Origin of the sequence: Streptomyces sp. NPDC006711 (assembly GCF_042869775.1) — a bacterium.
Lineage (GTDB): Bacteria > Actinomycetota > Actinomycetes > Streptomycetales > Streptomycetaceae > Streptomyces.
This window is the reverse complement of record NZ_JBIAGO010000011.1, coordinates 140,282-160,791: the sequence shown is the minus strand read 5'-3', so window position 1 is coordinate 160,791 and position 20,510 is coordinate 140,282. Positions and strand designations below refer to the sequence as shown.

Here is a 20,510-nt window from a genome sequence, read left to right as displayed (position 1 = left end):
GTCACTCACCTGCCTGGACGAGCCCGCCGCGCCGCTTCATGAGCAGCGCCGTGAAGGCCATGGAGAGGGCGAACAGGACCAGTGCGACCACACAGGCGGAGCCGTAGTCGAAGCGCTGGAAGCCCAGGTTGTAGACGAGCTGGGGCAGGGTCAGCGTCGACTTGTCGGGGTAGCCGGGCTCGAACTGCTGGCCCGAGTTGCCGAGGTTCCCGGAGGCGACCTTGCCCGCCACCAGCGGCTGGGTGTAGCTCTGCATCGCCTGGATGACGCCGGTGACCACCGCGAACATCACGATGGGCGAGATGTTGGGCAGCGTGACATAGCGGAACCGCTGCCAGGCGGACGCCCCGTCGAGCTCGGCGGCCTCGTACTGCTCCTTCGGTACGTCCAGGAGTGCGGCCATGAAGATGACCATGAGGTCGCCCACGCCCCACACCGCGAGCAGGGTCAGCGCGGGCTTGGACCAGGACGGGTCGGTGAACCAGTCCGGCGCCGGGATGCCGAGGTCGCCGAGGAGTGAATTGACCGGCCCGGTACCGGGGTTGAGCAGGAACACGAAGCCGAGGGTGGCGGCGACCGGCGGGGCGAGGTAGGGCAGGTAGAACAGCGTGCGGAAGACGCCGACACCCGTCTTGATCTTGGTGATGAGCATGCCGACGCCGAGCCCGAACACCACCCGGCAGGCGACCATGACGACCACCAGCCACAGGGTGTTGCGCAGCGCCGGCCAGAACAGCGGGTAGTCGTTGAAGACATAACCCCAGTTCTTGAGACCGTCGAAGGTGGCCGCGCCGAAACCGTCGTAGTGGGTGAAGGAGAAGTAGACCGTGGAGATCAGCGGGTAGGCGAAGAAGACGCCGAACCCGATCAGCCAGGGTGCCAGGAACGCCAGGGTGCGCAGCGCCGAGCGGCGGTGCTTGGCGCGCAGTGTGTACGTGGTGCTCATGGCCGGGCTACTTCGCCTGCGCGATCGCGGCGTCGATCTCCCGGGCGGTGCCGGCCAGACCCGCCTTGATGTCGCCCTGCTTGCCGCTCTCCACGGCGTAGCCGAGGTTTTGCAGCGACACGATGTACTGGCCGCCGTTGACGGAGGCGGGGGTGGTGGTGGAGTTCGGGTTCTGGGCGATGTCGAGGAACGTCTTGAAGCGCGGGTCGGCCTGGAGCTTCGGCGACTTCAGGGCGTCGAAGGTGGAGGGCACGTTGTGGATGGCGTTGGCGAAGTCCACCACCGCGTCGGTGTCGGTGGTCAGGAACTTGACCAACTCCCACGCCGCGTTCTGCTTCTTGGAGGTCGCGGCGATGCCCGCGATGGTGCCGGTCAGATAGCCCTTGCCGTACGTGGCCCGCTGGTCGTCCGGCACGGGCAGCGGCGCCACCCCGATGTCGAACTTCGCCTTGCCCGCGAGCGCCATGCCAAGGCGCCATTCACCGTCCATGGCCATCGCGACCTGACCGGTGTTGAACGGATTGGTGTCGCCGAACTCCTCGCCGAAGGAGGTCCGGTACTTCTCCAGCTTGGCGAAGCCGCCCAGACCGTCGACGAGCTCCTTCTGGAAGGCGAGGCCCTTCTCGAACGCGGGATCCTTGGCGATGTTCGACTTGCCGCTGGAGTCGAAGTACGTCGGCGACCACTGCGCCAGGTAGTGCTCGGTCGTCGTCTCGTAGCCGTGATAGACGGGCATGAAGCCGAGCTGTTCGTAGGAGTCGCCCTTCGGCTTGGTCAGCAGCTTGGCGTCGGCCTCGAACTGTGACCACGTGGTGGGCGGCCCGTCGATGCCGGCCGCCTTGAAGGCGTCCTTGTTGTAGTAGAGCGCGTAGGCGTCCCCGAGCAGCGGCAGCGCGCACCGCTTGCCCTGGAACTGGGTGTACTCGTTCATGCTCTTCGGGAACGTCTTCGCCGGGTCGATGCCGTCCTTCTTCAGGAACGGGGCGAGGTCGGCGAAGGCGTTGGACGAGCAGAACTTGCCCACGTTGTTGGTGGTGAACGACGACACCACGTCCGGCGCGCTGGAACCGCCCGCGCGCAGCGCCTGGTTGATCTTGTCGTCGGTCACGTTGCCGACGACCTTGACGTGGATGGTGGGGTGCGCCTTCTGGAAGGCGTCCACGTCGGCCTGGATGGCCTTGACCTCGCTCGCCGCGCTCCACCCGTGCCAGAAGGTGATCGTCGTGTCCTTGGACGCGTCGTCCGTCGTGCCGGCGCCGCTCTGGCCCGTACAGGCGGAGGCGAACAGGGCTATGGACGCGGTCGCGGCCAGAACGACGGCCGGGGTGCGGCGGATGGTGGGCATGGCGGTGTCTCCCGGGAGGGCTGGGGGTGGAAAGAGGGGGGATCAGCGTGCGGTGTCGAAGACTTCGTCACGCGTGGTGGCGAGCGCTGCTTCCAACGCGCCGCGCAGGACGGGGAGTCGGGTGACCTCGCCGACGACGAGCCGGGGCCGGGAGGCCGCCAGCTCGCCCAGTTCGCTCCGCACGAGCTCACACAGCGGTTCGCCGCCGGCCGCGATCAGCGCGCCCGACAGCACCACGAGCTCGGGGTCGAGGACGGCCACCATCGAGGCGAGGCCGGTCGCGAGCCCGGTGGCGAAGGCCGCGAGGAGTTCACGCTCGGGGCCTTCGGCCGCCTCGGCGCCGCGCGCGATCAGGGCGACGGCGACCTCGTTCACGGTTCCGGCGGGCATGTGGGCGACGCCGAGTTCGCGGGCGAGCCGGGGCAGCGCCTGCCCGCCGGCCAGCTCCTGGAAGCCGCCGGAGTTCGCCTTGGTGACCTGTCGTACGAGCGGGGCGCCCGGCACCGGCAGGAAGCCGACCTCGCCCGCGCCGCCGGTGAAGCCCCGGTGCAGCCGTCCCGCGATGACGAGCGCGGCGCCGAGCCCGCCCTCGTTCCACAGCAGGACGAAGTCGTCGTGGCCCCGGGCCGCGCCCAGGCGCTGCTCGGCGATGGCGGCGAGGTTGACGTCGTTCTCGTACTCGACCGGCATGGGCAGGGCGGCGGCCAGCTCGTCAAGGAGGGTGGGGGAGTGCCAGCCCGGCAGATGGGAGGCGTACCGCAGCCGTCCGGTGCCCGGGTCGAAGGCGCCGGGGGTGCCGATGACGACCCGGTGCAGATCGCCGCGCACGAGTCCGGCGGCCTTGACCGCGCCGTCCAGCGCGTCGGTGACCTGGCGGACCACGGACTCGGCGCGCCGTCCGGGCGTGGTGACCTCGAACTCCCCGACGACCTCGCCCGCCACGTCGGCGACGGCGGCGCGGATCCGCTCGGGGGTCACGTCGAGCCCGGCCACGTGCGCGGCGCGGGCGTTGACCGCGTACAGCTGGGCGTTGGGCCCCGGCCGTCCCTCGGTGGTCCCGGTGGCCACGACGAGCCCGGCGGCCTCCAAGCGCGCGAGCAGCTGCGAGGCGGTGGGCTTGGAGAGCCCGGTGAGCTTGCCGATCCGGGTCCGCGACAGGGGGCCGTGCTCCAGGAGCAGATCGAGCGCGGCCCGGTCGTTCATCGCGCGGAGTACGCGCGGCGTCCCCGGGGTAGTACCGGCCACGACGAATCCACCTCCCCCTTCGCCCGCTTCCCCATCACACTGTTAGGAAAGTTTCCTATCTGTTGAGAGGAACGTAGGGCGCGGTTCGGCGCGCGTCAATGGGGCGGGGCGAGCCGACGGTCAAAGTGTTGTCCGCCGAGGTCGTCCCGTCCGTGGAACTCACACAGCGTACGGATGTCCGGGTCGCGCGCCGGGACCGGGCCTTGCCGCCTTTTTACGATGTGCGGCTTCGAGGCGGCGACGACGTGGACGGCCCGCTGCCACGCCCCGCCCGCCGCGTCGCGCGGCCGCAGGAGTTCCCCACCGGGCCCGCGTCCCACGACAGTTGAGGCCCGGCCGCCCTGCCGAACCGATCCGTCCACGGGACAGGCGCGGCGCCCGCGACGCGCGCGGGCCGATCCCCCCTCGCTCGATCGGGACACTTGTCCCCGGACGACTCGCGCCCGTTCCGGGTGCCTCACGGGCGTCGCGGTCCCCACGCCGGGCCACCACGGCGAACAATGACGGGAGTGCACCCCACCGCCCCGCACGGGCAACCGCATAGCCACCGTCACCCCGAGCCGCACAAGGAGGTGCGTGTCCATGGAGGAGCGCAAGCAGGTTCCGGCGTACGAGGACTGCCTCGACTACACCCCCGATGCCCGCAGCGTGAGCCTGGCCCGCCGTCGCACCGCCGCGCTCGTCGTCGCGTGGGGGCACCCCGAACTCGCCGGGGACGCCGCGCTGTTGGTGAGCGAACTCGCCACCAACGCACTGCTGCACGGGTGCCTGTGCGACCGGCTGTTCCGGGTGCGCCTGACGCTGGGCGCCACGGCGCTGCGCATCGAAGTCACCGACCCGCGCGGCGAATCGGCGCCGAGACCGCGCGCGGCGGCCGACGACGAACAGTTCGGCCGGGGCCTGCTGCTGGTCGGGGCGCTCGCGGACCGCTGGGGCATCGAGCCGCGTGCGGTCGGCAAGACGGTGTACGCGGAGCTGGCCCTGGGCCGGGCCGAGGCCGCCGGTGCGGCCCGGTACGCCGTGGACAAGGGCGTGGCGAACCGCACGCCCGGCCACGCACGGCCCGCGCGCCAACCGCTGTCGGGCGTCAAGGAGTCGGGGTGTCCGCCCTGCGCGCGAGCAGATGGACCTCCTTGAACGGGCGGCGGTCCGTGGGCAGCGGCTCGCGGACCATCCGGGCCACCTCCACGAGGCCGTGCTCGCGCAGCAGCGCGGCGAGGTGGTCGGGCCACCAGCGGTAGGCCGGCGCGACCGCGTGGTCGAAGACCTGGACGGGCTCGGCCGCGCCGTCGCTCGCCGAGAAGCCGAGCAGAAGGTGGCCGCCGGGGGTCAGCACGCGCGCGAACTCCGCCACGATGACGGGGAGTTCGGTCGGCGGGGTGTGGATGATGGACCAGCGCGACAGCACCCCGGCCAGCGCGCCGTCGGGAAGGTCCAGGGCGCCCATCGTGCCGACGGCGAACTGAATGTCCGGGTAAGCCTGTTGGGCCAGCTCAACCATGGCGGGTGAAGCGTCGACGCCGAACACGTCGTCCTTACGCATCCCCAACTCGGCCAGGTACGCCGTGACATGACCGGGACCGCACCCGAGATCCCCGACCCGGCCACCCCCGCCGGCCCGCACCGCTTCCACGAACACCCCGAGCATCGCCCGGTCCAGCGGACTGTCACGCAGCGAGCCCCGGAACAGCCGCGCGTAGGTCCCGGCCGCGTCGTCGTACGCCTGGCGGGTGGCGGTGAGGCAGTCGTGTGGGGTGGCTTCAGGCATGCGCCCCAGCGTAGAGGTCCGGCCGCCGGCCAAGTTCGGCGTGAACCGGGACACGCTTCCCGTCGGCGAGGATGGGCACCAGGACAACAAGTAGCCCCGCCTGCCATGGCACGAATGCCAAGACGAACGGGGATACTTGCTGGCCAGCCGCGCATCGGTCAGCCGTCGGTGGGAGGAACTACAAAGCCGCGTGTGGTGGTCCGATCGTGGTTCGACCGGGAGTCGTGCCCCCTATCGGCAGCCTTGGCCAGCACTGCTGACCACGCTTCGGCCTTGATGGGTTCCCGTGTAACGGGGTCAGCCATGTCATAGACACCCCATGGACCCTCACTGTTGTTCGGATCCATCGGTGCTACGACCCAGGAAAGGCCCAACCGCTTGATCTTGGCCTCAACTTCTCGGGCCTCGTTCGCGTCCATTGACCCACCTTCCGTCCTGCCTTGCGCGCCACCCTAGCTACTTGCCGCTGCCCCCGCCGTGCGTTGCGCACTTACCGGGGTTGATCGGCCCGCAACCTCCCGGCACGGGGGTGTGAGAGCAGTTCGCGGCTACACCCACCAGGGTTTGATCGGTCCGGTCCACAATTCTGCGTCCACGGTGAAGCCCGCCTGTTCGAGCAGGGCTACTGTGCGGGTCAGGACGTTCGGGTCGTGCCGTTCCGGTCCCGGCCGTTCCGGGAAGTGGTTGACGAAGTGCCCCAGTCCCTCGCAGAGCCGGGCGTACAGCCGGGTGTGCAGAATCAGCGCGTGCCATCCTTCGTCCACGACCTTGGACGGTTGGATCGGTACGGTCGGGAACTTGGCGGCCGCAGCCACGTACTTGAGCGCTTCCGTCACGATGCGCTCTGCCGTAGCTTCGGACATGCCGGGGTTGTTGTCGCGGACTGTTGCGGCGACTCCTTCGAACCCCTGCGGGGTGAGTAAGGCGTGTGCGTCTCGCATGTGCGTTTCTCCTTTGTGGGTTGGACCCGCTGTCTGCGTTGGACCTCACATCACGACACAGACAGCGGGGTTGAACCCCGCCTCCCGGGTGGGACGGGACCACCGTCACGTCCGCCTGCCATCCGTAGCAGGGGCGGACCGGTGCGGACCTCACCCGGGAGCCGGGGGTCTCAGAGAGGGCCACGCAGGCCCCATACGAGCAGCGCCACGGGGAGCGCCCACCCGATGACGAGCATGAACGCGCCCGCCACTCGCGTAACCACCCACCGTGGGCGCCCAGTTGCCGGCCGTCGCTTCTCGCCGTCCCCTCGAATGTCGTACGCCTTGATCGTGCTGCCGCGAAGCAATACCGACCAGCGGCCACATGTAGGCCAACTGTCGGCCAGACTGGGCACATGTCGGGGAATATGGGGGCCAACATCCGGCGCGAGCGAGGCATGCGCGGATGGAGCCAGGCGCGACTTGCGCGGGAGGTCTGCCGAATTGCCGGAGTTCAGGGCGAACCGGTTGGCCGTCAGGAGGTCAGCCGATGGGAAACGGGGAAGCGCACGCCCCGCGAATGGCTGCCGTCCATCGCTGCCGCTCTCGGCGTGCCCGTGGACACGCTCGCGGCGCCGCAGGCTCCCCCTGAACCTCCGTTGCCGACGCTGGCCGACTATCTGCCCGCCGGTGACCCACTAGCCCCCCTCAGCGCCCGCACGGGGCGAGGCGTCGGCATGGAGCAGGTGGGCGACTTGCAACAGCGCGTGCACGGCCTACGGCTGGCCGATGACGTTTTAGCCGGTGGGGATCTGATCCGTCCCGCGCTCCGCGAACTCCGCTCGGCCGTGAAGCTCCACCGGGAAGGCCGCCACAGCGAAGAGGTTGGTCGGGAACTACTGCGTCAAATTGGCGAGTTGGGGCAGATCGCCGGATGGATCGCGAGCGACGCCGGGCAGCGCGGAGAGGCGGAACAGATCTACCGGCTAGGACTCAGCGCCGCCAGGGAGGCAGGGGATGACACCCTGGCCGGGAACCTCGCCGGGTCGCTGGCCTACCAACTCAGCAATATCGGCAGAGAAGCGGAGGGCATTCGTCTTGCCCGCGCCGCTCTTGACGTAGCCGGAACGGACGCGCCGGCCAAGGCTCGCGCGCTCTACCTCGACCGGGTGGTTTGGGCGCACGCCAAGGCCGGTGAAACTCAGCCTGCCATTCGGGCACTGGGAGAGGCCGGCGAGGCACTGAGTCAGGACAGCGAAGGGAGCGGGGCACCGGCCTATCTGTATTGGGTCGACTCCGGCGAACTCCAAGTCATGGAGGCCCGTGTGTACACGGAGCTTCGCCGACCGCTCCGCGCTGTTCCGCTGCTTCGGGACGTACTCGACCGGTACGACGCGACCCACACGCGGGAGCTTGCCCTGTACTTGTCGTGGCTCGCCGTCGCCCTCTCAGATGCCAACGAACCCGAGGAGGCGGCAACCGTCGCTGCGCGCGTGATCTCGCTCTCTGCCGACGTGGCCAGCGAACGAACAGCACAGCGTGTGCGAATCGTGCTCGCTCGCCTCAAGGAGTTCCCCGACATTCCAGACGTCCGGGCGCTGCTCGACGGCGCCGCACAAACATAGAAAGCCCCGCACTCGCCGCTCCTTGCAGGACAGCGAGTTCGGGGCTGGTGGTCTCTTCCGCGCGTAGGCCCGGCCTCCGGTGGGGTGGGGCTACTTCGACATGTTCGACGGGTTCGGGTTGGGGATGGGCGCCGTTGCCAGGGACTGCGGGGAGGTCGGGTTGTTCAGGGCGGACGGGGCGGCGACCGAGGCCGACGGGTCGGCCGTGGGCGCCTCCTCCGCGAGCGGGAGGCCGCCGACGATGCGGATGCCCGCCGCGTCCAGCGCGACCTTGATCCGCCAGCGCAGCTCGCGCTCCACGCTCAGCGCCTTGCCCGGCATGGTCTTGGCCGAGACGCGGACCACCATCGAGTCCAGCAGCACCTCGTCGAGGCCAAGGATCTCCACCGGGCCCCACAGGCGCTCGTTCCACGGCTCTTCCTTCGCCATGGACTCGGTCGCCTCGTTGATCACCGTACGCAGCCGCTCCAGGTCCTCGGCCGCGCGCACCCGCACGTCCACCCCGGCCGTCGCCCAGCCCTGCGACAGGTTGCCGATGCGCTTGATCTCACCGTTGCGCACGTACCAGATCTCGCCGTCCGCGCCGCGCAGCTTCGTCACGCGCAGGCCGACCTCGATGACCTCGCCGGAGGCGACCCCGGCGTCGATGGAGTCGCCGACGCCGTACTGGTCCTCCAGGATCATGAACACGCCGGACAGGAAGTCCGTGACCAGGTTGCGCGCGCCGAAACCGATCGCCACACCCGCCACACCCGCCGAGGCGAGCAGCGGGGCCAGGTCGATGTTGAGGACGCCGAGGACCATCAGCGCGGCCGTGCCCATGATCAGGAACGACGCCACCGAGCGCAGCACCGAGCCGATGGCCTCCGAGCGCTGGCGCCGGCGCTCGGCGTTGACGAGCAGGCCGCCGAGCGCGGTCCCCTCGACCGCCTGGGCGCTGCGGTTCATCCGGTCGATGAGCTTGGTCAGGGCCCGGCGCACCAGGACTCTGAGGACCGAGGCGATGACGACGATCAGGAGGATGCGGAAGCCGACGTACAGCCAGGTCGACCAGTTCTGCTCGACCCAGCCGGCGGCCTCGGTGGCCGACTTCTGGGCGTCGTCGAGCGTCGCGGGCCTGGGCGACGGCGATCCGTCGGCCAGGACGGCGGACCAGTTCACGGCAGGAACCTCCAGCGTTGCGGTGCCGGCGAAGGAGCGGCGGCAGACCTACCACACTAACGGGGCAAGGGCTGTGCTCCGTTGACGTGTTCGGGGGAGAGACCCGCTCCACCTGGGAAGGAAGGGGATGTGGTCGAAAACACTTCGGGCCCGTTACCCGGACGTGGTGGCGCTTCGACCAGGCATGAGGAGAGACTGGAGAACAGATCGTCCCGGCGCGAGCCACGCGCCGCCGGCGTAAGGGAGGCACCCGTGCCGCACGTCCTGGTCCTCAACGCGTCGTACGAGCCCCTCGGCGTCGTACCGCTCCGTCGCGCGCTCGTCCTCGTCCTCGAAAACAAGGCCGTCAGCCTTGAGGAGTCAGGCGCCTTCCTGCACAGCGCGTCCCGTGCCGTGGCCGCGCCCAGTGTCGTGCGGCTCAAAAGATTCGTGCGGGTCCCCTACCGGGGGCCCGTTCCGCTGACCCGCCGTGCCCTGTTCGCCCGGGACGGCGGGCGCTGCATGTACTGCGGGGGCGTCGCCACCAGCGTCGACCATGTCATTCCGCGCAGTCGCGGCGGCCAGCACGCCTGGGAGAACGTCGTCGCCGCGTGCCGGCGCTGCAACCACGTCAAGGCCGACCGGCACCTCATGGAGCTGGGCTGGCGCCTGCGCCACCAGCCCGCCCCGCCCACCGGGCTCGCCTGGCGGATCATCGGCACCGGCCATCGCGATCCGCGCTGGCTGCCCTACCTCCAGCCGTTCGGCGCGGACGACGCCCTGGCCCGGATCGACGGCATCTCCGCCTGACACGGTCCGGGCCCTTGTCCTCCGGCCGCCGCGTACGGCTGCTCGGGCCCCGGACGACCCGGCGCCCGGGGCGCCGCGACGGGCGCGGCGGGAGCTTGTGGGGTGCGGCACGTCTGGGGCGGCCCGCGCTGGGTAGGGCATCCTCTGTCCCCGCTGTCCACCCCCTGGAGGCCCCCGTGGTCGCTCCCGCCCCCGAACAGCCGCTGACCAGCGAACCCCCGATGGCCGACGCCGAGCCACTGATCAGCGAGCCCCCCATGGCCGATGTCATCCCGCTCACCAGCGAGCCCCCCATGGCCGATGTCATCCCGCTCACCAGCGAGCCGACCCCGGTGGCCGCCGCGGCCGTGGGATTCTGAGGCCATGACCCTGGCCAGGCTGGCCGCCCGGCACGGCGTGGCCACGTCGTACTCCCCTGCGCCCGGCGTCACCGTGCGGGTGCCGGACGCCACGGTGGTCGCCGTCCTCGCCGCGCTCGGCGTCGACGCCTCGACCCCGGACGCGCTGGCCCGCTCCCTCGCCGAGGCGGAGGCGGCCGATGCGGACCGGCTGCTGCCCCCCACGCTGGTGCGCTGGGGCGACGCGCCGGGCCCCGACCTGTGCGACGAGCTGACGGTCCTCGGCGACCCCATCCATCAACTCCCGCCCGGCGTGCACCAGGTGGACGTGCGGCACCGGGACGGGCGTACGGCCTCGGCGACGCTCGTCGTCGCGCCCGCCGCCGTGCCGCAGCCACCCGCCCGCGCCCACGGCTTCCTCGTCCAGCTGTACTCGCTGCTGTCCACGCGCTCGTGGGGCATGGGCGACCTCGGTGACCTGGCGGAGCTGGCGGGCTGGGCGGGCCGCGCCGTGGGATCCGGGTTCGTGCAGGTCAACCCGTTGCACGCGGCCGTGCCCGGGACGCCGACCGACCCCTCGCCCTACCGGCCCTCCTCACGCCGCTTCCCCGACCCCGTCCATCTGCGTATCGAGGACGTCCCCGAGTACGCCTACGCCACCGACCGCGCCGAACTCGACGCGCTGGTCGCGCGGGCCGGCGCGCTGCGCGAACAGGTGCTGTCCAAGGGCGAGTTGATCGACCGCGACGCCGTGTGGGAGCTCAAGCGCGCGGCCCTCGGCGTGCTGTACCGGGTGCCGCTCCAGCCCGGCCGCCGGGCCGCGTACTGCGACTTCCTCGCCGAGCAGGGCCAGGCCCTTGAGGACCACGCGACGTGGTGCGCGTTCACCGAGGCGTACGGGCCGAACTGGCGCCACTGGCCCGTGGGGCTGCGCGATCCCCGGTCCGCCGAGACCGCCCGCAAGCGGCGCGACCTCATCGACCGCGTCGACTTCCACTCCTGGCTCGCCTGGCTGACCGACACCCAGCTCGCCGCCGCCCAGCGCGCCGCGCGCGACGCGGGCATGGCGGTCGGCCTCGTCCACGACCTCGCCGTCGGGGTGCATCCCGACGGCGCCGACGCGTGGGCCCAGCAGGACGCCTTCGCGCCCGGCATGTCGGTGGGGGCGCCCCCCGACGCCTTCAACGCGCACGGCCAGGACTGGGGGCTGCCGCCCTGGCGCCCCGACGTCCTGGCCGCCCGTGGCTACGCGCCCTACCGGGGCCTGCTCCAGAGCCTGCTGCGGCACGCGGGCGCCCTGCGCATCGACCATGTGATGGGCCTGTTCCGGCTGTGGTGGGTGCCCGAGGGCCGCCCGCCCACGGAGGGGACGTACGTCCACTACGACGCCGAGGCGATGCTCGCCGTCCTCGCCCTGGAGGCGCACCGCGCGGGCGCCGCCGTCATCGGGGAAGACCTCGGCACGGTGGAGCCCGGCGTACGCGAGGCGCTGGCGGCGCGGGGTGTGCTCGGCACCTCGGTGCTGTGGTTCGAGCGGGACTGGGTGGGGGACGGGCGGCCGCTGGCCCCCGAGTCCTGGCGGCCCGGGTGCCTGGCCACCGCGACCACCCACGACCTGCCCTCCACGGCGGCCCGGCTGACCGGCGACCACGTCACGCTGCGGTACAGCCTCGGTCTGCTCACCGACTCCCTGGTCCAGGAGGAGAGCGCCGCCCGCGCCGAGGTGGGGCAGTGGCTCGCCCACCTCGAACGGCTCGGTCTTCTGCCCGACGCGCCCGGCGACGAGGAGGAGGAGATCCGGGCGGTGTACCGCTTCCTGCTGCGCACCCCGGCGCGGCTCGTCGGGGTGTGGCTGCCGGACACGGTCGGCGACCGCAGGCCGCAGAACCTGCCCGGCACATGGGACCAGTACCCCAACTGGCGCCTGCCCATCGCCGGCCCCGACGCCTGCCCGCTGAGCCTGGACCAGCTCACCGCGTCGCCCCGGCTGCACGCCCTGATGCGGATCTTCCCGCGCGGGGGGCCGGGGGCGGGCGCGGGCACGGGGTGAACGCGGGCGCTTTTCGCTAGGGGCCCGGGCGCGCGGGGGCTCGTACGGCACCCCCGGGCGCGCGGCCCCGGCGGGCGTTCGCTACGTTTGCTCCGTGGACAAGAAGAACGCCCTGCGCGCCGGCGCCGTAGCAGCCGGTACGACGCTGATGATGCTGCTCATGTCGTCCCCCGCGCTCGCGCTCACGCGCGACGACGGTGACGACCCGGGGTCAGGCCTGAGCGTGATCGACACGATCGGTCTGTTCGTGATCGCGCCGATCGCGCTGTTCGCGATCATCGCGGGTCTGGTGATGGTGCTGGACAAGTCCCGCAAGACGGCGAAGAAGGCGTAGCCGCACCGGAAGTCTGGCCGCCCCCCGCGCCCTTCGGGCCGACGGGGGGCTTCTTGAGCGACCGCTCCGTCCGCTCGCTCCCGGTCGCCTGTCCGAGCGGTGCGACGCGGGACGCCTCGCCGCGCTGCCGGAAACGCTCCGCCTGGGCGCGCAGTCGTTCCAGGTGACGGCCGATGCGGTCGAGCGCTTCCTCCCCTCGCGGGCCGAGCCCCGGCCGGTCCATCAGGCGCAGCGCGAGCAGCAGGGGACGCAGGACCTCGTCGTGGTGGGTGGCGAGATCGTAGATCCCGGAGACGGCGATGCGGGCCGCGCGGGTGCGAAAGCCCGGGATGGCGTGGCCGGGCATGGTGAAGTCGCAGATCACGTCGGCGAAGGCCGCGGCGAAGAGGTCCGGGGCCAGGTCGAGACCGTCGGCGCACAGGTCCCGGTAGAAGAGCATGTGCAGGTTCTCGTCGGCGGCGATGCGCCGCATGAGCCGTTCCCCGAGCGGATCACCACAGGCGCTGCCCGTGTTGCGGTGGGCTTGGCGCGTGGCCATCTCCTGCACGGTGACGTAGGCGAGAGCGTGGGGCAGCGTGGCCTGCCCGCTGTGGTGGCCCGCTGACATGTGCCGCATGCGGTCCCGTTCCAGACGGACGGGGTCGACGGCGCGGCGCGCGTGGAGGTAGGCACGAAGAGCCTCGCCGTGGCGGGCCTCCTCGGCCGTCCACCGGTGCAGCCAGGTGGCCCAGGCCCCCTCGCGCGGGATCCGGCTTCGGGCGTCGTAGTGGTAGCTGGGCAGGTTGTCCTCGGTGAGCAGGTTGACCACCAGGGCGTCGCGTACGGCGCCCGGCAGGGGGCAGTCGTCGGGGCTCCAGGCGGAACCGCCGAGCGGTCCGTCGAAGTCACGCGCCCCCGACCAGGGGACGTACATGTGCGGGAACCATTCGCGGGCCGTGGCCAAGTGGCGGTCGAGATGGCGGGCGACGCACGGTTCGAGTTCGGTGAGGACGTCGATCCGGTCACGGGCGTGGGGGCGTGGGGTGGGGACGGGCATCGCGGCTCCTTGACGACGTGACCGCTTCAGCAGCGTTGCAGGATCAGGGCCGCGTTCTGTCCGCCGAAGCCGAATGACGTGGTGAGCACCGCGTGCAGCGAGCCGGGCCGGGGCTGTTTCGTCACGACGTCCAGGTCGATGTCGTCGTCGAGCCGGTCCAGGTTGGCGGACGGATGGATCAGCTGATGGCGCAGGGTCAGGGCGGTGACCACGGCTTCGATGGCTCCGGCGGCTCCCAGGGAGTGGCCAAGGACGCTCTTGGTGGCGGTGACCGGCGGCGGCGTACCGAAGACGGCGCGCAGCGCATGCGCTTCGACGCGGTCGTTGAGGAGGGTGGACGTGGCGTGCGCGTTGACGTGGTCGATGTCGTGGGCGGCCAGTCCCGCGTCGGCCAGGGCGGACCGCATCGCCCGCTGCGCGCCCTCGCCCTCGGGGTGGGGTGAGGTGGCGTGGTGGGCGTCACCGCTCGCGCCGTAGCCGGTCAGCAGGGCGTAGGGGCGGGCCCGGCGGGCCCGGGCGTCGGCGGCCCGTTCGAGGACGACGACGCCCGCGCCCTCGCCCAGGACGAATCCGTCGCGGTCGCGGTCGAAGGGGCGGGAGGCGCCCACCGGGTCGTGGGTGCGGGTGGAGAGCGCTCCCATGCGCCAGAAGGCGGCCGAGGTGACGCGGCTGGCGCTTTCGCTGCCGCCGGCGATGGCGACGTCGCACATGCCCGCGCGCAGGAGGAGGGCGGCCGTGCCGATCGCGGTCGCTCCCGAGGCGCACGCCGTGCTGGTGGACAGGGTGGGCCCCTGGGCGCCGACCGTCATGCCGACGTATCCGGCGGCCATGTTGGGCGCGGCGCGGGGGATGAGAGTGGGCGGGATGGCCTGGAAGCGTCGCTCGGTCAGGGCGGCGCTCGCGGCCAGTGTCTGATCGTGACTGGAGCCGCCCACGCCGATGACGACCGCCACGCGCGGCGCGTCCCAGGCGTCCTGGCCGAGACCGGCGTCGGCCACGGCCTCCCGGGCGGCCGCCACAGCGAAGCGGATGAACGGGTCGGCACGCCACGCGAGGCCGGGGGCCGCCGCCTTGAGGGGCGCCGCCGGAACACGACAGGCGAAGGGGACGGGCAGCCCTTCGAGTTCGGGGTCGGGCGCGGCGGTCGCGGTGCCCGTGCGAAGACGCTGCCACGTCTCGGTGACGCCCACGCCGGCCGCCGTGACCAGTCCGAGGCCGGTGACCGCGATCCTCAGGGGCTGATTCATTCGGCGACCGGCTCTCCCGAGCCGACGGCGGGTGCTTCCGCGACAGCCTGAGTGACGATGCGCGCCGCCTCGTGGTACGGCGTGTTGGGGGAGATCGGCAGGTCCATGCCGGAGATCTCCTTGTGTGTCTGGGCCTCGATGGCGACCAGGAGTTCCAGGAGTCCGAGGGAGTCGAGTCCCAGGGTTTCGAGGGTGGCGTCCTCGGTCAGTTGGTCGGCGGGGATCTCGAACTCCTCGACGACGATCGTCTTGAGTGCTTCTTCGGTGAAGGGGATCTGCGAAGTGGTCAAGGTCGTCTTTCGTCCGGGTGCGGATGGTGCGACGCCCCTGTGATATCGGCGTTGCCGGTGCGGCGTGGCCGGGGACACCCCCGGCCCGGCAGATTCACTGCACTGGCGCACCACTTGGTGGCGCGTCCACCGCGTCCCGGCCCGGTAGCCGGCGCAGGGTGACGAGGGCGGCGGCCAGTACGACGGCGACGGCGGCCAGGGCGGCGTGGGACATCCCGTGCACGAACGCGTCCGCCGCCGCCGCGCGCAGCCGTTCACGCGCTCCCGGCGGCAGACGGCGGGCGACGGCCACGGTGGACAGCACGTTGTCCGCCCCGCCCGCCCCCCGCAGGGAAGCGGGCGCGTGGGCGCGCGTGAGGGTGTCGTCGAGCCGGCTCGTGTACGCGCCGGAAAGGAGCGAGCCCTGGACGGCGACACCGAGAGCGGCACCGACCTGGCGGGTGGCGTCGTTGACCGCCGACCCCAGGCCCGCCCGTGCGGCGGGAACGGCGTTCATCACACAGGCGGTCGCGGCCGCCGCGGTCAGCCCCGCGCCCCCGCCTCCCAGCACGAGGAACACCAGGAGACGCCCGTAGCCGGACCCGGCGGACGTGCGCGCGAGCAGCCCGAACGCGCCCGCCACGACGAGCAGCCCGAGCAGCACGCTGCTCTTCTCACCCCAACGGGCCGTGATCCTCAGCGACATGGCCGCCCCCGCCATGAGCCCCATCGGAAGCGGCAGCACCCGTAGTCCGGCCTGCCACGGCGTGTAACCCAGCACCCCCTGGAGATACAGGGTGACCACGAAGAGCGCGCCGAACAGGGCGAACGACATCATGGCCAGCGCCATGGCCGCCGTGCCGACCCGCGCGGGACGCACCAGCGCCAACGGCAGAACCGGGGCGTCGGCGCGGTGCTCCACGACGAGGAAACCGGCGAGCAGCAGCCCGGCGACGGCGTAGGCGACGAGCGTGGCCGGATCGGTCCAGCCGCGGCTTGGGCTCTCGATGACGGCCCACACCAGGACGAGCAGACCGCTCGCCGACAGGAGGGCACCCGGCACGTCGAAACGCGGGCCGGAGAGGTCAGAGGACTCACGGAAATCAGAGGAGCCGGAAAGGCCGGAAAGGCCGGAAAGGCCGGACGAGGGGGAACGGCGTGGCGGGGCGGGCACGAGTCCCAGCGTCAGGAGGACGGTGAGGGCGGCGATGGGGACGTTGACCCAGAACGCGGCACGCCAGGACGTCTGCTCCACCAGCCATCCGCCGACGACCGGTCCGCAGGCGCCGCCCAGCCCACCGACCGCCGCCCACACGGCGATCGCCCTACGGCGCGGCGCGGGTTCGGGGAAGAGGTCGGTGATGACGCACAACGTGGCGGGCATCAGCAGAGCGGCACCCACACCCATGCCGGCCCGGGCGGCGATGAGTTCGCCGGGAGAACGGACTAGCCCGCCGACGGCCGAGGAGACGGCGCAGACCACCAGGCCCGCGACGAACGCGCGCCGGCGCCCCAGCCGGTCCATGAGCCCCCCACTGGTCAGCACGAGGCCGCCGAGGGCCAGTACGTAGGCGTCCACGATCCACTGGGTTTCCCGCATGCTCGCGTTCAGGTCGTCCCGCAGGTCCGGGACGGCCACGTTCAGCACCGTCAGATCGAGGCCGAGCAGGAAGAGTCCCAGGCACACGGTGAGGGCGGCCGCCCACCGGCGCCGCATCGAAAGACCTGTCTCCGCCTCGACCCGCGGTACTTCACGGGAGCAGCCGTCAACTGTCGCGTATTCAGCCATGGAGCCAGCGAACCATCGACGCCTTGGCGCATCGGGCACCCCATGCCGTCACCTGGGGTGCCGGGAAAATGCCCCCGAATGCCGAAGCGGGGCGGGACGTGGCTCGGCCGTCCGGCGACGAGCAGCGCCTACAGTCGCTCGTCATGGCGAACACGCGCGTCGCGGTCCCGGTCTCCTGGGCCGAACTGATCGCGGAACAAGTGAACTGCGACCCTTCCAGCGAGGCTTATCGAGCCGATCCGAACCAGTTCACCGAGCCCCTTCGCAGGAGACACGGCCCCGTCCACCGGACCCCCTCAGGTGCGCTGGTCGTGCTCGGTCACGCCGAGTGCGCCGCGGTGCTGCGCGATCCGCGGTTCGGCCACGGCGCCGCCACGGCCCGCGACATCACCGGGTACGGCGTGCCCGCCCGGTCCTTCCTCCTGACCGATCCGCCCGAGCACGACCGTCAACGGGGCCGGGTCAGCGGCGCGTTCACCGCCCGGGCCACCGCCGGGCTCGGCCCCGGGGTCGAGGAGTACGTCCGCGATCTCGTCGACGGGGTGTGGGGGCAAGGGGAGGTGGATGTCGTCGCCGACCTCGCCCGCCCGCTGGCGGCCTCCGTCCTCTCCGATGTCCTCGGCCTGCCGCCCGCGTACGGGAGTCGCTTCGTGGACATGGCGGAACTCCTCGTGCGTGGCATGGACCCCCAGCAGGACGTCGATCCCGGCACCCGGGCCAACATCGCCCGGGCCCGCACCGAGTTCGTCCGCGTCTTCGCCCAACTCCTGCGGCGAACGCCCGAGGGCGGCGGCGCGAGCGTCATCGGCCACCTGGCCCAAAGCGTCGCCGGGCACGACGATCCCATCACGCTGAGCGAAGCGGTCGCCACCTGCGGACAACTCATCGCGGCAGGGTACGAGACGACGGTCGGGCTGATCGCGAACGGCCTGCACACGCTGCTCACCCATCCCGAGGAGAGCCGCGTCCTGGATCACGCCGGTGCCGACGCCGGCGTCATGGCGACGGCCGTGGAGGAGCTGCTGCGCCACGAACCGCCCGTGCACGTCGCCGTGCGCACCGCGCTGGCCGAAGCGTGGGTCGGCGAGACCAGGGCCCCGCGAGGGACGATCGTCATCCTGATGCTCAACGCGGCCAACCGCGACCCGCTCGTCTACGACGACCCCCACCGCCTGGACCTGCGGCGGGGTGCCAGACACCTCGCGTTCGGTCTGGGATCCCACTTCTGTCTCGGCGCGCCCCTGGCCCGTATGGAGGCGCGGCTCATGCTCGCCGCCCTGTGGCGCGGCCGGCCGGAGCTGGCCGAGGACCACGTCACGTACACCTTCGGCTTCGTGGCCCGCCGTGTGCGCCGGCTGCGCATCCGCCTCACCCGACGCCCCACCTGAGCCTCGGCCCCGTGCCGGTGGGCCCGCCGATGGATGCCGCCGTCGCACGCCTGGTCGCGGACAGGGACCCTCAGTGTGCCGCCAGCAATTTCCTGAGCAGCCCCGTCAGTTGCTCCGCCTCCCGCGCGTCCAGCGCCGAGGCCAGCACCTCCGTCTGCGCCGCGAGGCCCGCCGTCACGGACTCGTCGATCAGCTTCAGGCCCCGCTCCGTCAGCGTCACCCGCAACCCGCGCCGGTCCGTCGGATCGGGGCTGCGCGACAGCAGGCCCGCCTTCTCCAGCTTGTCCAGGCGCCCCGTCATGCCCCCGGTCGTCAGCATCAGCGTCGCCGAGAGCTGCCGCGGCGAGAGCGTGTACGGCTCGCCCGCGCGCCGCAGGGTCGCCAGGACGTCGAACTCCCCGCGCCCGATGCCGAACCGCGCGTACTCCTTGTCCATCCGCTCGCCCATCGCGCGCGCGATCCGGTAGATCCGCCCGTACACCGCCATCGGCGCCGTCGCGAGGTCGGGGCGGACCGAGGCCCACTGCCCGGTGATCGCGTCCACCGCGTCCGAAGGCGTCTCGGGCGCGGCGGGCCGGGATCGGGGTGCCGGGGGGTTTGTCTCTGCGCCAGTCATGGGACCAGTATCCGAACCCAGTCGGTCGAGCGCAAGTAAGTAGCTTGACGGAAAGTAGCTTACGAGTAAGCTACTTTCAGCTGAGCCACTTAGGGCTGAGCTACCCGCCCTTCCCGGAGACGGAGTTTCCATGCGTACGTTCCGCAGTCGTACCCGCACCCCCCGCATACCGGGGGAGCGCCGCATGCTCGTCGCCATGGCGGTCGACGCGACCGGCTCCGGGATGTACGTACCGTTCAGCCTGGTCTTCTTCCACCACGTCACCGGGCTCCCGTTCGCCACCGTCGGCCTCGTGCTCACCGTCGTCGGACTGCTCGGGCTCGGCGCGCTGCCGTTCGCCGGCGCGGCCGTCGACCGGTACGGGGCCCGCCGCGTCCAGCTCCTGCTGTACGGGGTGCGCGGCGCCGGATTCCTGCTCTACCCCTTCGCCCACGCGCTGCCCGCCTTCGCCGCCGTCGCCCTCGCCACCGCGTTCGGCGACCGCGCCTTCCCCGCCGTGCAGCAGTCCCTGCTCGGCGAGGTCGCCCGGGGCGCCGACCGGGACCGGCTCCAGGCCTCCTCGCGCGCCCTGCGCAACGGCGGCCTCGGCGCGGGTTCGCTGCTCGCCTCCCTGATCGTCGGGTTCGGCGGCGACACCGGGTTCACCGCGGCGGCCTGGCTGAACGCCGCCAGCTTCGCCCTCGCGGCGCTTCTGATGCACGGCGTGCCCTCCCAACGGCGCCCGCAGCAGCCGGTGTTGGCCCCCGCCCAGCGTCCCGCCGGCTACCGGCAGGTCTTCGCGGACCGGCCCTTCCTCGGCCTGACCGCCGTCAACTTCCTCAACGCGCTGAGCTATTCGGCCCTCCCCGTGCTCTTCCCGCTCTACATCAGCACCTGGCTGCGCGGCCCCCAGGCCCTGACCGGTACGGCGTTCACGCTCAACACCGTGATGTGCGCGGCGGGCGGCGTCGTGATCGGCGCCCGGATCCGCGCCCGTGGTGCCCGGCGCACCCGTTCCGCCGCGCTCGGCTCGCTCCTGTTCGCCGCCGCCTTCACCGCGCAGATCGCGCTCGGCACGGTCCGGCCCGGCTCCGGCATCGTGCTCGGCGGGGCGCTCCTGGTCATCGTCGTGCTGTACACGCTGGGCGAACTCGTCCACAACCCGGCGGCCGGGGCGCTGTCGGTGGCGGTCGCGCCGGAGGCGCTGCGCGGGCGGTACCTGGCGGCGTACCAGCTGTCCTGGTCGCTGGCGTCGGCGATCGCGCCCTCGCTCTACACAGCGCTGATGGCGGTGGACGGACGCGTGCCGTGGGCGGTCCTGGTCGCGACGTCGGTGGTGGCGGCGGCCGCCGTGGTACGCCTTGAGCGGCGACTGCCGGGCGCGGCGGTAGGGGTGGCGCTGGCCGCCTGATCTGCCGCCCTCCGCCGGGGCGGTACGGGTGGCGCTGGCCGCCTGACCCGCCGCCCTTCGCCGGGACAGACCCCGTCGCCCCCGAGCCTGTGCCTCCCGTCCTCTGCCGGGGCAGTACGGGTGGCGCTGGCCGCCTGATCTGCCGCCCTTCGCCGGGGCAGACCCCGTCGCCCCCGAGCCTGTGCCTCCCGTCCTCTGCCGGGGCAGTACGGGTGGCGCTGGCCGCCTGATCTGCCGCCCTTCGCCGGGGCAGA

Annotated in this window: 19 protein-coding genes; 8 read left to right on the top strand and 11 right to left on the bottom strand. The window is 72.0% G+C overall.

Annotated elements, in window-relative coordinates:
* Position 1: 1 nt before the first annotated feature.
* Genes ACFYM2_RS22460 through ACFYM2_RS22450 form a run of 3 tightly spaced genes read right to left on the bottom strand, consistent with a single transcriptional unit; the run spans position 2 to position 3,536 of the window.
* Positions 2–946: a sugar ABC transporter permease gene (locus ACFYM2_RS22460; protein ID WP_358994894.1), complete on the bottom strand. Its 945-nt coding sequence runs from the start codon at positions 944–946 to the stop codon at positions 2–4.
* 7 nt (positions 947–953) lie between these two features.
* Positions 954–2,291, bottom strand: coding sequence for an ABC transporter substrate-binding protein (locus tag ACFYM2_RS22455; RefSeq protein WP_388455052.1), 1,338 nt, complete (start codon positions 2,289–2,291; stop codon positions 954–956).
* Positions 2,292–2,333: 42 nt separating this feature from the next.
* On the bottom strand, positions 2,334–3,536 hold the full coding sequence (locus tag ACFYM2_RS22450; RefSeq protein WP_388838528.1) for an ROK family transcriptional regulator: 1,203 nt from the start codon (positions 3,534–3,536) through the stop codon (positions 2,334–2,336).
* 582 nt (positions 3,537–4,118) lie between these two features.
* Here ACFYM2_RS22450 and ACFYM2_RS22445 point away from each other — a divergent pair.
* Positions 4,119–4,673, top strand: a complete 555-nt coding sequence (locus ACFYM2_RS22445; RefSeq protein ID WP_388455048.1) for an ATP-binding protein — start codon at positions 4,119–4,121, stop codon at positions 4,671–4,673.
* Here the strand turns inward: ACFYM2_RS22445 and ACFYM2_RS22440 are convergent.
* Together ACFYM2_RS22440 and ACFYM2_RS22435 are read right to left on the bottom strand one after the other, a co-directional pair.
* Positions 4,624–5,304 (bottom strand): class I SAM-dependent methyltransferase, encoded by a 681-nt coding sequence (locus ACFYM2_RS22440; RefSeq protein ID WP_388838525.1) that lies wholly within the window; start codon positions 5,302–5,304, stop codon positions 4,624–4,626. The genes ACFYM2_RS22445 and ACFYM2_RS22440 overlap by 50 nt on opposite strands.
* Before the next feature lie 548 nt (positions 5,305–5,852).
* Positions 5,853–6,167: a glycine-rich domain-containing protein gene (locus ACFYM2_RS22435; RefSeq protein ID WP_388838522.1), complete on the bottom strand. Its 315-nt coding sequence runs from the start codon at positions 6,165–6,167 to the stop codon at positions 5,853–5,855.
* A gap of 473 nt (positions 6,168–6,640) precedes the next feature.
* Here ACFYM2_RS22435 and ACFYM2_RS22430 point away from each other — a divergent pair, with 473 nt between their 5' ends.
* Positions 6,641–7,849: a helix-turn-helix domain-containing protein gene (locus ACFYM2_RS22430; RefSeq protein ID WP_388838519.1), complete on the top strand. Its 1,209-nt coding sequence runs from the start codon at positions 6,641–6,643 to the stop codon at positions 7,847–7,849.
* Between the two features lie 90 nt (positions 7,850–7,939).
* On the opposite strand, the gene ACFYM2_RS22425 is transcribed toward ACFYM2_RS22430, so the two are convergent.
* Complete coding sequence (locus tag ACFYM2_RS22425) at positions 7,940–9,010, bottom strand: mechanosensitive ion channel family protein (protein WP_358994881.1); 1,071 nt, start codon at positions 9,008–9,010, stop codon at positions 7,940–7,942.
* Between the two features lie 252 nt (positions 9,011–9,262).
* Here ACFYM2_RS22425 and ACFYM2_RS22420 point away from each other — a divergent pair, with 252 nt between their 5' ends.
* The 4 genes from ACFYM2_RS22420 (at position 9,263) to ACFYM2_RS22405 (ending at position 12,521) form a co-directional block, all read left to right on the top strand.
* On the top strand, positions 9,263–9,799 hold the full coding sequence (locus tag ACFYM2_RS22420) for an HNH endonuclease (protein ID WP_358994878.1): 537 nt from the start codon (positions 9,263–9,265) through the stop codon (positions 9,797–9,799).
* A 113-nt stretch (positions 9,800–9,912) separates the two neighbouring features.
* Entirely contained in the window at positions 9,913–10,158 is a 246-nt protein-coding gene (locus tag ACFYM2_RS22415; protein WP_388838616.1) for a hypothetical protein, read from the top strand.
* Positions 10,159–10,162: 4 nt separating this feature from the next.
* Positions 10,163–12,187: a 4-alpha-glucanotransferase gene (malQ, locus tag ACFYM2_RS22410; protein ID WP_388838516.1), complete on the top strand. Its 2,025-nt coding sequence runs from the start codon at positions 10,163–10,165 to the stop codon at positions 12,185–12,187.
* 94 nt (positions 12,188–12,281) lie between these two features.
* The gene (locus tag ACFYM2_RS22405; RefSeq protein ID WP_350230305.1) at positions 12,282–12,521 is read left to right on the top strand and encodes a hypothetical protein; all 240 of its coding nucleotides are present in this window, start codon (positions 12,282–12,284) and stop codon (positions 12,519–12,521) included.
* Here the strand turns inward: ACFYM2_RS22405 and ACFYM2_RS22400 are convergent.
* From ACFYM2_RS22400 to ACFYM2_RS22385, 4 genes are all read right to left on the bottom strand, one after another.
* Positions 12,463–13,557: an acyl-ACP desaturase gene (locus tag ACFYM2_RS22400; protein WP_358994871.1), complete on the bottom strand. Its 1,095-nt coding sequence runs from the start codon at positions 13,555–13,557 to the stop codon at positions 12,463–12,465. The two genes, ACFYM2_RS22405 and ACFYM2_RS22400, sit on opposite strands and share 59 nt — an antisense overlap.
* A gap of 26 nt (positions 13,558–13,583) precedes the next feature.
* Positions 13,584–14,804 carry a beta-ketoacyl-[acyl-carrier-protein] synthase family protein gene (locus ACFYM2_RS22395; protein ID WP_388838513.1) on the bottom strand — a complete coding sequence of 407 codons (1,221 nt, stop codon included), beginning with the start codon at positions 14,802–14,804 and terminating at the stop codon, positions 13,584–13,586.
* Positions 14,801–15,094 carry a phosphopantetheine-binding protein gene (locus ACFYM2_RS22390; RefSeq protein ID WP_388455036.1) on the bottom strand — a complete coding sequence of 98 codons (294 nt, stop codon included), beginning with the start codon at positions 15,092–15,094 and terminating at the stop codon, positions 14,801–14,803. Before ACFYM2_RS22390 ends, ACFYM2_RS22395 begins: the two co-directional genes overlap by 4 nt.
* A 94-nt stretch (positions 15,095–15,188) precedes the next feature.
* The gene (locus tag ACFYM2_RS22385; protein WP_388838510.1) at positions 15,189–16,862 is read right to left on the bottom strand and encodes an MFS transporter; all 1,674 of its coding nucleotides are present in this window, start codon (positions 16,860–16,862) and stop codon (positions 15,189–15,191) included.
* Positions 16,863–17,005: 143 nt separating this feature from the next.
* Between ACFYM2_RS22385 and ACFYM2_RS22380 the strand changes: the two genes are divergently transcribed.
* Positions 17,006–18,250: a cytochrome P450 gene (locus ACFYM2_RS22380; RefSeq protein WP_358994859.1), complete on the top strand. Its 1,245-nt coding sequence runs from the start codon at positions 17,006–17,008 to the stop codon at positions 18,248–18,250.
* A 70-nt stretch (positions 18,251–18,320) separates the two neighbouring features.
* Here the strand turns inward: ACFYM2_RS22380 and ACFYM2_RS22375 are convergent, their stop codons facing one another.
* On the bottom strand, positions 18,321–18,866 hold the full coding sequence (locus ACFYM2_RS22375) for a MarR family transcriptional regulator (RefSeq protein WP_358994856.1): 546 nt from the start codon (positions 18,864–18,866) through the stop codon (positions 18,321–18,323).
* 130 nt (positions 18,867–18,996) lie between these two features.
* Between ACFYM2_RS22375 and ACFYM2_RS22370 the strand changes: the two genes are divergently transcribed.
* The gene (locus ACFYM2_RS22370) at positions 18,997–20,256 is read left to right on the top strand and encodes an MFS transporter (protein ID WP_358994854.1); all 1,260 of its coding nucleotides are present in this window, start codon (positions 18,997–18,999) and stop codon (positions 20,254–20,256) included.
* The last annotated feature ends 254 nt before the right edge of the window (positions 20,257–20,510 follow it).